The organism is Alteromonas sp. HB246098, assembly GCF_054890645.1.
This window is the reverse complement of sequence record NZ_JBTZUG010000005.1, coordinates 276,162-291,129: the sequence shown is the minus strand read 5'-3', so window position 1 is coordinate 291,129 and position 14,968 is coordinate 276,162. Positions and strand designations below refer to the sequence as shown.

Annotated in this window: 15 protein-coding genes; 12 read left to right on the top strand and 3 right to left on the bottom strand. The window is 44.0% G+C overall.

Annotated elements, in window-relative coordinates:
- Nucleotides 1-68 precede the first annotated feature (68 nt).
- The 10 genes from ACYTPF_RS12990 to ACYTPF_RS12945 all read left to right on the top strand — a co-directional run bounded on the left by ACYTPF_RS12990 (nt 69) and on the right by ACYTPF_RS12945 (nt 9,420).
- The gene (locus ACYTPF_RS12990) at nt 69-2,084 is read left to right on the top strand and encodes a penicillin-binding protein activator (RefSeq protein WP_461852503.1); all 2,016 of its coding nucleotides are present in this window, start codon (nt 69-71) and stop codon (nt 2,082-2,084) included.
- 3 nt (nt 2,085-2,087) lie between these two features.
- Nucleotides 2,088-2,429, top strand: coding sequence for a YraN family protein (locus ACYTPF_RS12985; protein ID WP_179984352.1), 342 nt, complete (start codon nt 2,088-2,090; stop codon nt 2,427-2,429).
- 179 nt (nt 2,430-2,608) lie between these two features.
- Entirely contained in the window at nt 2,609-3,697 is a 1,089-nt protein-coding gene (locus ACYTPF_RS12980) for a glycosyltransferase family 4 protein (RefSeq protein ID WP_461852502.1), read from the top strand.
- Nucleotides 3,698-3,871: 174 nt separating this feature from the next.
- On the top strand, nt 3,872-4,468 hold the full coding sequence (locus ACYTPF_RS12975; RefSeq protein WP_179984354.1) for a phosphoheptose isomerase: 597 nt from the start codon (nt 3,872-3,874) through the stop codon (nt 4,466-4,468).
- 23 nt (nt 4,469-4,491) lie between these two features.
- Nucleotides 4,492-5,067, top strand: coding sequence for a BON domain-containing protein (locus ACYTPF_RS12970; protein WP_179985253.1), 576 nt, complete (start codon nt 4,492-4,494; stop codon nt 5,065-5,067).
- Complete coding sequence (locus ACYTPF_RS12965; protein WP_461852501.1) at nt 5,051-6,469, top strand: MFS transporter; 1,419 nt, start codon at nt 5,051-5,053, stop codon at nt 6,467-6,469. Before ACYTPF_RS12970 ends, ACYTPF_RS12965 begins: the two co-directional genes overlap by 17 nt.
- A gap of 125 nt (nt 6,470-6,594) precedes the next feature.
- Nucleotides 6,595-7,191, top strand: coding sequence for a DUF7010 family protein (locus ACYTPF_RS12960; RefSeq protein WP_179984355.1), 597 nt, complete (start codon nt 6,595-6,597; stop codon nt 7,189-7,191).
- A 27-nt stretch (nt 7,192-7,218) separates the two neighbouring features.
- Entirely contained in the window at nt 7,219-7,548 is a 330-nt protein-coding gene (locus ACYTPF_RS12955) for a DMT family transporter (protein ID WP_179984356.1), read from the top strand.
- Nucleotides 7,549-7,582: 34 nt separating this feature from the next.
- The gene (locus ACYTPF_RS12950) at nt 7,583-8,803 is read left to right on the top strand and encodes a sensor histidine kinase (protein ID WP_461852500.1); all 1,221 of its coding nucleotides are present in this window, start codon (nt 7,583-7,585) and stop codon (nt 8,801-8,803) included.
- On the top strand, nt 8,800-9,420 hold the full coding sequence (locus tag ACYTPF_RS12945; protein WP_461852499.1) for a response regulator transcription factor: 621 nt from the start codon (nt 8,800-8,802) through the stop codon (nt 9,418-9,420). The genes ACYTPF_RS12950 and ACYTPF_RS12945 overlap by 4 nt, the downstream gene beginning before the upstream one ends.
- 7 nt (nt 9,421-9,427) lie before the next feature.
- Here ACYTPF_RS12945 and ACYTPF_RS12940 read toward each other — a convergent pair whose 3' ends face one another.
- From ACYTPF_RS12940 to ACYTPF_RS12930, 3 genes are all read right to left on the bottom strand, one after another.
- Nucleotides 9,428-9,760 carry a hypothetical protein gene (locus ACYTPF_RS12940; protein WP_461852498.1) on the bottom strand — a complete coding sequence of 111 codons (333 nt, stop codon included), beginning with the start codon at nt 9,758-9,760 and terminating at the stop codon, nt 9,428-9,430.
- A 45-nt stretch (nt 9,761-9,805) separates the two neighbouring features.
- Entirely contained in the window at nt 9,806-10,081 is a 276-nt protein-coding gene (locus tag ACYTPF_RS12935; protein WP_461852497.1) for a hypothetical protein, read from the bottom strand.
- Nucleotides 10,082-10,207: 126 nt separating this feature from the next.
- The gene (locus ACYTPF_RS12930; protein WP_461852496.1) at nt 10,208-12,487 is read right to left on the bottom strand and encodes a TonB-dependent receptor; all 2,280 of its coding nucleotides are present in this window, start codon (nt 12,485-12,487) and stop codon (nt 10,208-10,210) included.
- A gap of 793 nt (nt 12,488-13,280) precedes the next feature.
- Here ACYTPF_RS12930 and ACYTPF_RS12925 point away from each other — a divergent pair.
- A complete protein-coding gene (locus ACYTPF_RS12925; protein WP_269916742.1) occupies nt 13,281-13,943 on the top strand; it encodes a GntR family transcriptional regulator in 663 nt (220 codons plus the stop codon).
- Between the two features lie 65 nt (nt 13,944-14,008).
- A complete protein-coding gene (gene prpB, locus ACYTPF_RS12920; RefSeq protein ID WP_014950533.1) occupies nt 14,009-14,884 on the top strand; it encodes a methylisocitrate lyase in 876 nt (291 codons plus the stop codon).
- Nucleotides 14,885-14,968: the final 84 nt, after the last annotated feature.

Sequence of the window (14,968 nt, the reverse complement as noted above, 5' to 3'; positions counted from 1 at the left end):
TGGCAAGCGTAGATTTTCACACTGGTTAAGATAAACTTGACCTATAACGATGTAAAAGGAATGAAACTGTGCGTCATATCGGACAATCTGGAAAAATCTTTACGCTATCAGCCATTGCTTCGGTATTGGTATTATCGGGTTGTGGGAGCACGCCAAAAACTCAATCTAAACCTGTGGTAGTGGAACCTACTCCAATTGAAACCACCCAGGTTGAAGAGAATGTCACGCCTGAGCACAAACTTCTAGAAGCTAAGAAGGCATGGGAACGCACTCGCGATAAAGAACAGCGTAATAGTTTATTACTGCAAGCTGCTGATTTATACCTTCAAAACCAACAACCTGTATTAGCGCAGCAGGTGTTGTTTGAAGTTAAAGAAGATGGTGTGTCAGAACGCAACCACTCGTACTATTCCCTTTTAGTTACCAAAGCCTATGCAGGAATGCCTGATGCGTCAGCAGATGAATTGCTGGCAATGCTGGACGGAGTAATGGGTACAGGTGAAACTGCATTTCAAAAAGCAGAACTTCAAACTCAGCTGTACTCACAGCAAGGTAATTTTGCAGCAGCAGCCAATAGCGTGCTACAAACGAATTTGTCAGACGAAGATAAAGTACAGCAGGTGTGGCAGTGGCTCACTTCCATACCGACAGAAACGCTTTCAACAGTAGGCAAAACGTACCCCTCTCTTTCCCCTTTCATCACGCTTCGCGAGTTGACTGAAGCGAATGCTTCATCGCCCGCGGCATTGGCAAGAGAACTTCAAAATTTTCAGCAAGTTTATCGTGGCCACATTTTAGAAACGACTTTGCCTGACAATGTGCTTAAAGCAACACAGCTTACCGATGCAGGCGCCAATGATATTGCAGTATTGCTGCCACTTTCTGGGCGCTTAGCGCGTACGGGGCAAGTAGTAAAAAATGGTATAATGTCGGCCTATTACACTGATGTTGAAAAACGCCAAGATGAACACTTACTGCCACGCCTGCGTTTTATTGACACAAATGGTGTGGATACGCAGCACCTCCTTGATGAAATTGGCGACACCAAATTTATTGTCGGACCGCTGCTGAAAGATACCGTAGAGAATTTGATCCCCAACTTGCCTGTTGGGGTGAACGTACTAGCATTGAATCGTCCAGAAGAACTGATAGACCAAGTAAATGCAAACGAAACTCCGACCGAGAGTAGATTAACGACATCATCAAATTCTACGCTAGATAGTGGCACTGATTCGGCGGGAAGCATACTGACGGATACAGAGACCCAAGAAGAGTTGCATGCACTGGATCTAGCCACTTCGTTGAACTATTTCGGTCTTGCCCCAGAAGATGAAGCCAAGCAGCTTGCTGAATATATCTTCAACAAAGGCTACCGTGCACCTATCGTTATTGCGGCCCAAAGCAGTTTGTATCAGCGAATGGACACCACGTTCAAAACGCACTGGAGAGCGCTTAACAACAAAGAGAACAAGCGTCGCACTAACATAACATCGGTTACCTTTAACGACAGTAATTCGCTTCGCGAAGGTATCACACAAGCACTCGATGTTGCCCAAAGCAATGATCGCATTAATCAAATTGAGTACATGACCAACGATGAGGTATACAATATGCCTCGCAGCAGGCGGGATATTGATGCCATAGTCGCGTTTGCCTCTCCGCAAGACACAGAGCTGCTAAACCCAATAATTGAAGCGAGCTTAAACCCTTACGACGGTAAGCAAGTTCCTGTTTATGCTACATCTCGTTCGATGGATTACGACAGCGGAAAAAACCAATGGCGTGATTTACAAAATGTGCATTTTATCGATATGCCATGGTTGATGCCTTCACACAATTGGCAACCTCTTCAGCGAGAGGTCGAGCAGGCTTGGCAAAATCAAAATACCATGCAAAAACGTTTGTTTGCGTTTGGCTTTGATGCCTACCAGCTACTTCCACAGCTAGGTATGCTCAACACGCTGAAGTACCTTTCACATGAAGGCTTGACCGGAACCCTTTCGCTTAATGAGAAAGGCGAAGTCATTCGCCAGCAGCCTCAAGCTATGATCCGTAACGAAAAAGTACAGATGCTGTCGGAGTAAGATATGTCGAAACTGCAAGGGAATGCAGCAGAAGACAAGGCCTGTCAATATCTTGAGGAACAAGGTCTTAGGCTTCTGTGTAGAAACTACCGTACGCGACGTGGTGAGTTAGATATTGTGATGCAAGACGGCAATACTATTGTGTGTATTGAAGTCAAATACCGGAAACGGAATCACTTTGGCAGTGCAATAGAATTTGTAACGGCTAAAAAGCTAAACCGAATTCATGCTGCGTTTGGCTTCTATTTGTTAGATAATAACCTGAATCCAGCATCTACGCCTTTACGGATAGACGTTATTGCCATAGATGGAAGCAATCTTCAGTGGCTAAAGAACATTGGATAGAGGCTCTCACATATAGTTTTATAGTTTATGTTCGCTTAAATGGAAGAATATAAGTGTTGGATGTGAACGCGTTCAAGAATAAATGGCAAGGCCTTTGAGTAAGAGCTATGCCATTTGTTTTATCTTAGTTTTACAAGCTTTCTTCTATTTGACGAAAGTGTCTTAGGTTCCTACAAATAATGAGTCACCCCAACAACAAGATGTCGCCCTGTAAACTTGATAACCAAGAAATAGAATTAATAGTCGGTAACTCTAGTGCCAACTTTTCTGGTGTAACGTCTACTATGTTGCAAGTGACATCGATACAAAAGCGCATGATCAATTTGCGGATTATGGGTAAACACTTTGTCCCGGACCCTTCGATGACAATAACATCCTGGGAAGTCGTTAAAATGTGTCGACGCCCGCTTAGTAATGGTAAGTGGCGTATTTTTCACGCACGCCGTGTTGACGAAATGATTCAGGGAGTGCTGCTGAAATACATTTTTCGTGCAAAAATAAAGCTCGTATTTAGCTCGGCAGCTCAACGAGAGCGTTCCGCTTCCACAGTATGGTTAAGTAATAGGATGGACGCAATTATTGCGATGAGTAACCGTTCCGCACAGTACTTAAATAAGCCTCCTGCCAAAATTAATCTCCACGGTGTGCAGATTGATAACTACACGCCAGCAGAAAATAAGCAAAAAGCTTGGCAGTCACTAGGTTACGGTGGAAAATACGGAATAGGAATTTTAGGTAGAGTAAGAGAGCAAAAAGGAGTTCACCTTTTTGTGGAGGCCTGCATCAAAATATTACCTAAATACCCTGATGTGAATGCGGTGGTGGTGGGCGCCATTTCTCCAAGCAACCAAGCGTTTGTAAATCAACTCAAAGAAAAGGTGTCTGAAGCAGGTTTAACTGATCGCATTATTTTCACTGGTGAGTTGCCCTTTGAACAGATTCCAAGCATATTCAGTGCATTGTCTCTAGTAAGTGCGCTTAGCTACAACGAAGGCTTTGGTTTAACCGTACCTGAAGCCATGAGCGCAGGTGCGGCTGTACTAGCAACACAAGCGGGCGCATGGGAAGATATTGTCAGACCAGGTATTGATGGATATATAGTACCTACCAGAGACCAGCAAGCTGTTACAGAAAAGATGGATTTACTTCTGTCAGATATGGACAAACTTGCAGAAATGGGCAAAGCCGGACGCGAACACATTGTAAAAAATTTCAAGGTTGAAGATGAAGCAAGAAACTTAGTCGAGTTCTTTCGCTCGCTTCAATAAATAACGCTTTGGCATTGCAGTAAAGGTTAATGCCACTTGGTATTTAATATTAATAATCCAAAGCATAAGCAAATATTTTTCAGATACTGATCATTATGTTTAGCCGTGCGTTGTAACTTATTGCTACAACCACTAAAAGAGATCAGTAGGCAGTTGAAAACAAAGAGATGACAGATGATTGAACAGATAAAATCGAACTTTACCGAGAGCATTCAGACAAAAATTGCAGCATCGGAAATATTGCCGGAATATATTGAAAAAGCGGCGTACATGATGGTTGAAGCCTTAATAAGAGGCAATAAAGTACTGAGCTGTGGTAATGGCGGTTCTGCTGGCGATGCCCAGCACTTTTCATCAGAAATGTTAAACCGCTACGAACGTGACCGTCCTAGCCTGCCTGCTATTGCGTTAAGCACAGACACGTCGACCATCACGTCTATCGCTAATGACTACAGCTACGACGAAATATTTGCCAAACAGGTACGAGCGTTAGGCCAGCCTGGCGATATCCTTTTGGCTATTTCCACTAGTGGCAATTCACGTAATGTTATCGCGGCAATGGAAGCTGCATTGTCTCGAGACATGACCATAGTTGCGCTTACCGGTAAAGACGGCGGCGAAATGGCTGGCTTTTTGAGTGAGCATGACGTCGAAATTCGCGTCCCTTCTAACCGTACCGCACGTATTCAAGAAGTGCATCTGCTAGTTATTCACAATCTATGTGAATGCATTGACGACAGCTTATTCCCTGCTGATCACGGTGACGACTAATCAAATTAACTATGAGTAGACAAATAAAAAAATTGAGCCTGCTGGGTTCTGTATTAGCCCTGATTTTAACATTACAAGGTTGCGTAGTGGCAGTCGGTGCCGCCGGAGCCATGGCGGCAAAAGTGGCTAACGATAGACGTACGGTAGGTACACAACTTGACGATCAAAATGCCGACGCAGCGGTGTCTTATCAATGGTCGAAAAGTGACGCACTTAAAGAGCAGACTAACCTTCAGGTTGATGTTTATAACGGTGTCGCTCTGCTAACTGGCCAAGCCCCCAACCAAGGGCTTATAGACGAGGCAGTTAGCCGTGCTCAAGAAGTGAGCTACATTAAAAAAATTCACAACCAAATACGCATTGGCGAACCGATAGGTGCTGGCACACAAGCCAACGACCTGTGGCTCGCGTCAAAAGTACGCACTAAGATAGTCGCTGATGAGCGCGTTCCGGCTCTTCAGATTAAAGTGGTTGTGCAAGACTCAGAGGTATTTTTAATGGGTCGATTAACTAACCTTGAAGCTACAGCAGCCGTCGATATTGCTCGTAATATTACGGGTGTAGCTCGCGTCGTTAGAGCCTTTGAAATTGTTCAATAAAGAGCTTGCCACTGCCCTTTTGGTAGCAGGGGCACTCTTTATGGAAATTCTGGACGCCACGGTAATTACAACGGCGCTCCCTGTTATTGCTGCTGACTTTAACGTGCCGGCAGCTCACCTTTCTATTGGCGTGTCGGCTTATTTGGTAGCCGTTACGCTGTTTATCCCTCTAAGCGGTTACGCTGCTGACAAATTTGGGGCTCGCACAATATTTATAGCGGCGATTTCCGTTTTTACTTTTGCCTCGGTCCTATGTGGCTTAAGTACCAGTTTATTCGAATTTACCTTATCCCGTATTCTTCAAGGTTTAGGCGGTGCTATGATGGTGCCGGTTGGAAGATTAGTAGTATTGCGGGATTTGCCCAAAGAAAAACTAGTAAAAACCGTAGCGATTATTACATGGCCCGCCTTGAGTGCACCGCTATTAGGCCCAGTACTTGGCGGCTACATAGCCACACATTTTAGCTGGCAGTGGATTTTTTATATGAATATTCCGCTGGGTATTATCGCGATCCTCGCCTCTCTTTACCTATTGCGAAACACCAAAGGTGATGTGGGCAAGTTTGATATTAAAGGCTTTTTACTTACCGGCGTAGGCTTTGCGCTTTTTATGGCTGGTATCGAGTTTCTTGCCAGTACCAGCGACAAACTTCTTCAGTCTCTTGGCGTCATTGCCGTTGGCTTAACACTCATGATTCTCGCAATACGGCATGTTAAAAAAGCCAAAAATCCCCTATTTTCATTCGACGCCATGCAGCATAAAACCTTCAGACTCTCGGTCTATGGAGGCTCTATTGTGCGAGTGGCACTTGGAAGTGCACCTTTTCTTGTGCCGCTCATGCTACAGCTAGGGCTAGGTTACTCGCCTGTAGAGGCTGGTTCCCTTTTGCTGTGGCTATTTGCAGGAAACTTGGCGATTAAGCCCGCCACCACGTGGATCATGAATACGTTTGGCTTCAAACGTGTACTTGTAGTGAACGGCGTGCTCATCGCTCTTGGTTTTGTCGCGCTAGCTATGATAAATCACACTACATCGTCGTTTACCATTGCCGCTATCTTGTTTGCTAACGGTGTGACTCGCTCAATGCACTTAACGTTAATAAATACTATTGCTTTTGCCGACGTACCGCCTAATAAAATGCGAGATGCGAATACGCTAGGCGCTATTCTAATGCAAATGAATCGCGGCCTTGGTATTACCTTATCAGCGCTTGCAATCGCTGCTGCAGCCTTAATTCTTGGACAAAGCCCCGACGCGCCAAACCTACAAACCTTCACCCTATCTATGATGTTTATGGGTGCGGTGGCGCTAGTGAGTATTTACGACAGCCTAATGCTTTCGAAAGAAGATGGTGACTCTGTGTTAAACAAGCGCAAGGCGAAAAAAGCGCGACAAAGCTAGCCCAAACCTATTATTTGTAAATCTAGTGACAAATGTCACATGCTATTGATGACGTTTGTGACTAACGCAATCTGAGATACTTTTACATACTTTACCTATCGACGTTACAACATTAGGTAAAGCACATGGAACATATATTAGACCACGCTTCTACAACTAGTATTCAAAGCTCCCCTCTTTCACTAGAACAACAGCGTGAAGACTTCAAAAAGAAAAGGTTTATTGCAATGCCGCTTGCAGGCACCCTTGTTTGGGCCTTACTTGGTATGAGCGCTCCTTTTGTATCTGAGCTCACCATAACCTGGATGCTTTATATCGGCACAGGGGCAATTTTCTATCTAGGCGCAGGTTTGTCTTATCTTACTGGTGAAAGATTCTTTGCGAAAAGCGCAGTAAAGAACAGCTTCGATCGGCTTTTCTTTGTTGGTATGTTTATGAGCCTACTGGTCTTTGCCATCGCCCTTCCGGTTGCCGCTATTGACCACACAACCGTGCCCTTGAGTATCGGCATTCTCGCTGGACTAATGTGGATGCCTCTGTCGTGGGCGATAGAACATTGGGTTGGCTATTTTCACACTATCGCAAGAACCTTCGGCATCGTTGTAGCTTGGTACCTGTTTCCCGAAGCACGAGTAGAAGCAATTTCGGCTGTCATTGTGGCTGTCTATATTGTATCGCTCATTACTCTTGAACGCCGTTTTCAAACAATCAAATCTAACTAATTTCACTTTAACAAAAAGGAACATACGATGACTTACTTACTTTTAGCGGTTGCAGTTATCACCGAAGTTACAGCTACCATGCTGCTTAAAATGTCGAACGGTTGGGAGAAATGGGCCTTTGGCTACGGCGCTATATTTTTCTATACCGTGTCAGGAATGTTGTTTGCCATGGTCCTAAAAAACATGGGAATTGGCGTTGCCTATGCAATATGGTCAGGGATGGGTATCGCGCTAATCACTGCTGCATCAGTGATATTTTGGAAACAAACTTTCGACATTTATGCCGTGCTGGGTATTATGTTAATTATCTCTGGTACCTTGCTCATTACCAGCAAGTCAGCCGTTGTATTTCAGTAAGGATGAAGTACACACAATGCGCAGCCATAACTGCATGCAAAATAACAAGGACGCAGTGCCTACAGCTCATTTAAATGAAGGCACTGCGACAATGGGTAGCTCAATAAACAATGTAGACAAAAGCGATATGGCGCCAGTCATGCCATTGCTGGGAAGTGGTAGAAAAAAGCGCTGGTCTCATGCCAGCTTGTTTTTTTCACTGTTCTTTTTTGTGCCCCTTATAATATCCCGCCCTCTTCCCACTGAGGTATGGGTAATTCAAAGCTTGGGATACCTTAGTTTTATTGTTCTATACATCAAAGCGATAAGTCAGCCTGTCAAAGCTCTACCTTCCTATTTATTATCTATGTTTTTACTGTCTGTCGCCTGCAGCTTTCAAAATCCAGGTGGCGCGACGATTATAGGTTTCATTGCATTTATCATTGGCTATTACAACTCGTTCAAAGCGGGTTTTGCGAGCATAAGCATAATGATGATCGTGCTTTTCACTCTAAACATTACTATGTTTGAAAATGCACACTTTCTCTTAGGCGCTTCAATCATTAACAGTTTGGTATTGTTTGGTTTTGGCGTTATGGAGCGTAAGGAAACCCTTCATGGCCTAAAAGAAAGCCAGCAAGCTGAAGCCTTACACGTATTATCCGCGATAGCTGAGAGAGAACGTATTGGCAGAGACTTACACGATGTTGCAGGTCACGCATTAAGCTCAATTTCGTTAAAAGCTCAACTGGCTGATAAGCTTATTAGTAAGGATAAAATTGCCGACGCGCATAGGGAAGTAAAGGCGTTGGCGCAACTATCTCAAGCATTATTAAGCGACATTCGTCAGGCAGTATCAGATATTAAACAACTTTCGCTTGGCGATGAAATAGCGAAAGATAAAGCACTGCTAGAAGAGAACGGCTTTAACGTTTCAACCACTATTGATGACGGCGCTTTGATGAAGCTGACTTCAAAGCAAGAAAGCCAGCTTGCGCTTGTAGTAAAGGAACTAACCACCAATACCTTGCGCTATTCAAAGGGAAAGACGGTATCTATTAATTTTGACCTTAACGTTAATCCGCAAACTTTGGTCATGACCTATCAAGATGACGGTGTAGTTGAGGACAGCGGCTCAATTAAGGAAGGAAACGGATTAATGGGTATAAGAGAACGTGCAGCATCTATAGATGCAGATGTGCGCATTTCATTTTACCCTTCTGTAAACATGCAGCTTATTTTGAAAAACCCATCGTCTGAAAAGGTGGCGTTATGAATGTAAAAGCGAAAACAACCATTTTAATTGTTGAAGACCAATCGCTTATTCGAGATGCCATAGCCATGCTTCTGTCACTAGAGGACGACCTAACCATCGCAGGTAAATGCAGTAATGGGCAAGAAGCGATTAAGTATTTAAGCGATCACCCTGCGCCAGACATTATACTAAGTGATATTGAAATGCCGCTGGTCTCAGGCCTAGATTTAGCCGCCCACGTGACAGAACAATGCCTTAGTAGTAAGGTAGTTTTAATGACTACATTTTCGAAACCGGGATATATTAAACGTGCATTAAGCTTAGGGGTTAAAGGTTTTATTTTAAAAGAATCTGACAGCGACTACTTGATAGATGCCATACATAAAGTATCTGCGGGGGAAAAAGTGATTTCGACGGAGCTGGCTATTATGGCCCTCGACGACAACAACCCGCTTTCGCAAAAAGAGATGGCGGCACTTAAGCTCGCTTCTGACGGACTGAAGACCCAAGACATCGCGCAATCGTTGTTTTTATCAGAAGGTACAGTAAGAAACTATCTTTCCGAAGCGATATCAAAGCTTGATGCAACGAACCGAGTCGACGCAGCTCGCATTGCGAAACAAAAAGGCTGGCTTTAGCAATAACTCAAAACCAGGTAGTAGCAACTGTCGCAGAGGTCGGTATGTTTAGCTTTTCAGACAAACCGGTAAGCACTCGCTCGGGACCGTAGATAATTCCTTGCTGCTTTGCAGTCCATATGCAAGTTAAAATGCTGGTACCTTTGCGTAATTCACACTGCCATTTAGCTGTGGTTTCAGCAAGTCGTTCATAGTCATCCTCAATTTCCCAACCTGCGTCTACATGCTCTACGATAAGTTGTTCGAATTGAGAGAACGGAATAGGCTGAATGATTACCCACTCATTTTTCTTAAACTTTCTTTCTAACCGCGATTTTTTGAAACTGGTAAAAAAACCCACGCTCCATCTCCGTATGATTGAAAAGCTTTACGTTCAAAAGCATTTCTAGTATTTCGACACCGTTCCCATAATTTGCCCTGAAGGAGTAGGACAAGAACAAGACGTTCCAACCATTTCACCGTTCGTCGTGGGGCATATGCCATACTCGCCGTTGCTACCATAGCGGCACTGGTTACCAAACTCAGCGTTGGCTGATGCAGCCCTTTCGTTGCTAGTGGCATTACCTGCTTCATCATCCGGTAGATACACAGTGTATGTGCAGCTAAAAAGTAGACTTATCGCAATAATGGTGCTTAAACGAGAAATTAATTTTAGCTTCATTGCTATTGGTCGATTATTTTTAAGACAATTTTAAAACTATGCTAATAATGAAGATAAAACAAGAAAAAATAAGCAAAAAAAAGCCAGTCATAAGACTGGCTTAATTATTATAACTTGTTGTTGATATTAGAATTCAGTTGAGAACCTAACACCAAACTCGCTCGCATCGTTACTTAAAATTTGCAGGATATAGTCACCTGTATTCAAGCGCGCGTTGTCGTAACGCTCATCGAAAATGTTGCGACCGTAAAGTGCTACGGTATACGCACCATTCGCCGGTGTGTAAGCAATGTCAAAGTTCACTAGCTCACGGCTGTCTAGCTCAGTCATGCGTTCAGGCGCTGAAGTTGGCTCGCCATACATTTCTGCACGGTACGAGTAATCAGCACGTACGCGAATTGAATCACCACCATCAAGCTCGAAGGTATATTGCGGGCCAATCGCTAGCGTAAGATCTGGAGTAAGCGGTGCAACAGGGTTGAAACCGTCTTGCTCTTCAACATCTACATCCATATAACCAATGCTGGTCATCATGCTAAAGTTGCCGTAGGTAAAAGTTGCATCGGCTTCAACACCACGAGATGTTTGTTCAACAACAAGGTTTGCAGTGTCGAAACCACCCTCGCTCACGCGACTTACTTGGTAAGGTAAGTCTTCAAACTCAGTGTTAAATACGGCAACACTGATATCGAAGTAATCGTTAACACGACCTTTAATACCCACTTCATAGTTAGTCGCAGTAATATTGTCAGACGCTGTAAAACAGTTATTTGCACGAACTGCCGCTTGCGCACCTTCGATATCATCAAAGCCACCTGCGCCAAAGAACTCACCTATCAAGCAGTAAGGGCGTGCAGGGAATTGACCTGACTGATAACCAGACTGAATAGTTGCATAACCTGTCATGCCATTTTCAAACGTGTAGTTTGTAGCTAGTTCCCACGTTACTTCATCCCAATCGTTTGAATCATAGATAGTTCCAAGTGCTGAGAATACGTTCGCAGACGCTTCTTTTTCGTCTTTGGTGTAGCGAAGACCACCAGATACACTTAGTTCGTCAGTAAGATCGTGACGTACATTTATGTATGCCGCTTTCGACGTAGTTTCCTGGTCAAGTTGTAAAAGGTTAGGTCCGCCATTGAAGTTAGAATCGTCGCCCTGACGGTTGCTACCTTCTTCATTAAAGTAGTAAAGACCTGCTACGAAGTCCGTGTACTCATTGATATACCCGTTAAGCTGAAGCTCAATTGATGTTTGATCGGCTTCACCGCGCTCAGGAAACTGGTCTAGTGAGAATGCCGTGCCGTCATCGTCAAGACCAGCCTTATACTTTGATGTGCGCTGACTTGCTACCACTTTCGCGGTGTAGTCGTCATTGATATCCCATTCAGTAGTTAATGAAAGGCCGCGTGCTTCGTTTGTTACGCCTGTAACCGCTTCAGTGCTCGTGGCATTATCATAACGGTCTGCACCAGCTGGAATCACATCTGTGTTTCTCAATGGGCCGCTTGGAATAGGGTCGCCATTACTATCTATCCCTGTGTAATAACGTCCCGTTGGCAATTCATCAATAAGCACAGTGTACGGACGAAGGCCGCCATCGCCATTGTTAGCGTCTGCAGTTAATACCATACGGAAGTCATTTGAAGGCTCCCACTTAAGTGAAACACGACCTGAAATATCTTCAGTCTCACCTACATCGTATTCAGCATTTGGCACGTTAATGAATTCGCCAAGACCATCGCGCTTGTTGAATGCCAAATTCATGTTGAACGCAAAAGTTTCTGATAAAGCATGATTAACAAAAAGGTCCGCTTTAACGCGACCGCGTGTACCAAATTCAGTATTGATTTTAGTTACATCACCTTGGTCTGGCTCTTTGGTGATAATGTTAATTGCACCACCAATAGAGTTACGACCGTACAGGGTACCTTGAGGACCACGAAGTACCTCGATACGTTCAATGTTGTTAAGGCTCCAGTTTTGACCAACTTGGCGGCCTAGGTAAACACCATCAACATAAACACTTACACCAGGGTCAGTAGTGATAAGGTGATCTTGAAGACCGATTCCACGAATAAACGGGTTAACTGACGATGTGTGCCCAGCAGAGAAACCTGTTACGTTTAGGTTTGGTACGAACTTACCAACGTCTGTTAGATCTGTTATACCTTGGTCAGCTAGCTTATCGCCGTCAAAAGCACTGATGGCAATTGGCACTTCATAAATAACTTGAGGGCGTTTTGTCGCGGTAACGGTAATGGCTTCAAACTGTTGTTCTTCAGTTGCTTCAGCCTCTTGAGCAACGGCAATGTTTGAAAGAGCTGGAACGGTCATCGCTACTGCTAGTGCGACAGGTGAAAGCTTACTGGCGAGTGTCTTAGACACGTCAGTATTGGATTTCATGGTGTAACCCCTTTTGCGTGAGTGTTAGGTATAAATTTGTTGTTATAGGCTGCTTCAAGTTCTTCTTTGGAACCTTGAAAGACTAAACTCACTGAACTAAGAGGCACACATAACCTTGTGCTAATACTGGATTACAGGCAATAAAAAAGTAAGTCGCAATAAAACATTACAAACTTACTTTCAATAAAACTCTGCTTTAAAAGTAGTAAATACTTTCCCAGTCCTCTAAAACTCAGTAGAAGAATTTAGGCTTGAAGACTGGAACGATATGTTACCGTTAGATTGCGATCTTGCAAAGTAAAATATTACACTTTTACTATAATAACATTTCAAAATTAGACTAATTGGTTAAATTGAGCATCCGAAAACAAGAACACTAAAACCCATTAAAAAAATCTAAATATCAAATAGATAATCAACTCACTCAGCTACAAAATTCACTACAAAAATTCATTTAACACCTAGACCAAACGGACAAACTTTCACCAACTTAATAGAAGTTAATTTTGCCTCTGTACAATGGCGTTCGACTTTGCAGCTTGGTCAATAGATTATCTCCGTATTTCGCTAAGCGGCATAAAGCTAACCATGCTTAGTTCAAATGATAGGGTTCATTCAGAGTTTACTCGTTTATACCTATCTACCTTGCTAAAGTCATGTCGAACACAACCTTGCAGCGTCACTATAAAACCGCCTCCTTAACCCTTTTGTCGACAATTAAACCGCATTACTGTTGAAAAACCACCTAAACAGACATATATTGTCGACATTAGTTAAACAAAGACTCATTATTGTGTTAGTAAAAAGCGAACAAGCCATCACCAATGCCGACCGCACTTTCTTTCAATTGAGGAAAGATATTGTTGAAGGCGTCATTCCCGCAGGCAGTAAGCTAAGCGAAATGGAATTGTCGACAAAGTATGAAGTTAGTCGCGCTGTTATACGTGAAGCCATAAACCGTCTAGCCACCTGTCACCTAGTAGAACGTAAAGCTAACGTAGGTGCTCGCGTGGTTGCACTGTCCCCCGAAGGCCTTATTCAGCTATACCAAGTGCGCGAAGCATTAGAGGGTATGGCCGCGCGCTTGGCTGCACGCTACATGAGCGATGAAGAAATTGCCGACATGCAGGCGTTGCTTGATAGCCACTTCGATAAAGTAAAAGACGGTCAAAGCTATTATCAAGAAGCCGGCGATGTAGACTTTCACTACAGAATTGTAACCGGCAGTAAAAACGATCATCTCATCAGCGTACTTGTAGACGGGCTTTACCATCTTGTTCGTATGTATCGCGTACAGCTCGGTATGGCTGGCCCTCGTGTTAGCACTGCGTTTGATGAGCACAGACACATCGTTAACGCCATCGCTAATCGCGACGAAGAATTAGCGGAAATGCTTATGCGTCGCCATATTCTTTATTCAAAAAACAATATTGAGAAGAAGCTTAATCATGGTTAACACCACTCAGTCTTCTTCATACTTAATCCACCTCTACCCTACTTTCAAATAAGCGAGTGATTATTATGAGTGCAGGAAAGAAATTCAGAACCGCATTAGAGAACAATAAACCGCTACAAATTGTCGGCACCATTAACGCCTATACCGCCATGATGGCAAAGGCCATTGGTCATCAAGCCATTTACCTTTCAGGCGGCGGCGTAGCCAATGCATCATACGGCCTACCTGATTTGGGTATGACGTCACTTAACGACGTAATTGCAGACGTTCAGCGCATTACCAGCGCTTGTGACCTACCGCTAATGGTGGACATCGACACGGGCTGGGGCGGCGCATTTAACATTGCTAAAACCATTCGCGATATGGAAAAAGCAGGAGCAGCAGCGGTGCATATGGAAGACCAGGTAGCCCAAAAACGGTGTGGTCACCGTCCTAACAAAGAAATTGTTAGCACAGAAGAAATGGTAGACCGCATAAAAGCTGCAGTTGACGCCAGAACTGACCCAGACTTTTTTATTATGGCGCGCACCGACGCGTTCGCACAAGAAGGTTTAGACAAAGCCATTGAACGTGCAAAAGCCTATGTTGCAGCAGGGGCTGACGGCATATTCGCCGAAGCAGTGCAAACCGAAGAACATTACCGTGCATTTGCTGAAGCGCTAGACGTTCCGATCCTTGCCAATATCACTGAGTTCGGCAAAACCGAACTATGGAACAAAGAAGAGCTTGGTGAATGGGGTGCCGACATGGTGCTTTACCCACTAAGTGCATTCCGTGCGATGAATAAAGCAGCAGAAATGGTGTACAAATCTATACTTGAAAACGGCGACCAAAAAGCCGTTGTCGACAGCATGCAAACACGCATGGAACTGTACGATTATCTTGGCTACCACGAGTACGAGCAAAAACTAGATGCTTTATTCGCCGAAGGTAAGAATTAGTAAATAGATAAATTCAGCTTGAAGTTGGCGGGCACGAAGATGCAGGGGTGAAGTACAGTTCCCTGCCCCTCCTAATGAGCGGGG

Bases quoted from the DNA above. Each gene is read 5' to 3' on its own strand.
- ACYTPF_RS12985 (WP_179984352.1), top strand. From the start codon at position 2,088: ATGTCGAAACTGCAAGGGAATGCAGCAGAAGACAAGGCCTGTCAATAT.
- ACYTPF_RS12980 (WP_461852502.1), top strand. From the start codon at position 2,609: ATGAGTCACCCCAACAACAAGATGTCGCCCTGTAAACTTGATAACCAA.
- ACYTPF_RS12975 (WP_179984354.1), top strand. From the start codon at position 3,872: ATGATTGAACAGATAAAATCGAACTTTACCGAGAGCATTCAGACAAAA.
- ACYTPF_RS12960 (WP_179984355.1), top strand. From the start codon at position 6,595: ATGGAACATATATTAGACCACGCTTCTACAACTAGTATTCAAAGCTCC.
- ACYTPF_RS12955 (WP_179984356.1), top strand. From the start codon at position 7,219: ATGACTTACTTACTTTTAGCGGTTGCAGTTATCACCGAAGTTACAGCT.
- ACYTPF_RS12950 (WP_461852500.1), top strand. From the start codon at position 7,583: ATGCAAAATAACAAGGACGCAGTGCCTACAGCTCATTTAAATGAAGGC.
- ACYTPF_RS12945 (WP_461852499.1), top strand. From the start codon at position 8,800: ATGAATGTAAAAGCGAAAACAACCATTTTAATTGTTGAAGACCAATCG.
- ACYTPF_RS12935 (WP_461852497.1), bottom strand. From the start codon at position 10,081: ATGAAGCTAAAATTAATTTCTCGTTTAAGCACCATTATTGCGATAAGT.
- ACYTPF_RS12930 (WP_461852496.1), bottom strand. From the start codon at position 12,487: ATGAAATCCAATACTGACGTGTCTAAGACACTCGCCAGTAAGCTTTCA.
- prpB (WP_014950533.1), top strand. From the start codon at position 14,009: ATGAGTGCAGGAAAGAAATTCAGAACCGCATTAGAGAACAATAAACCG.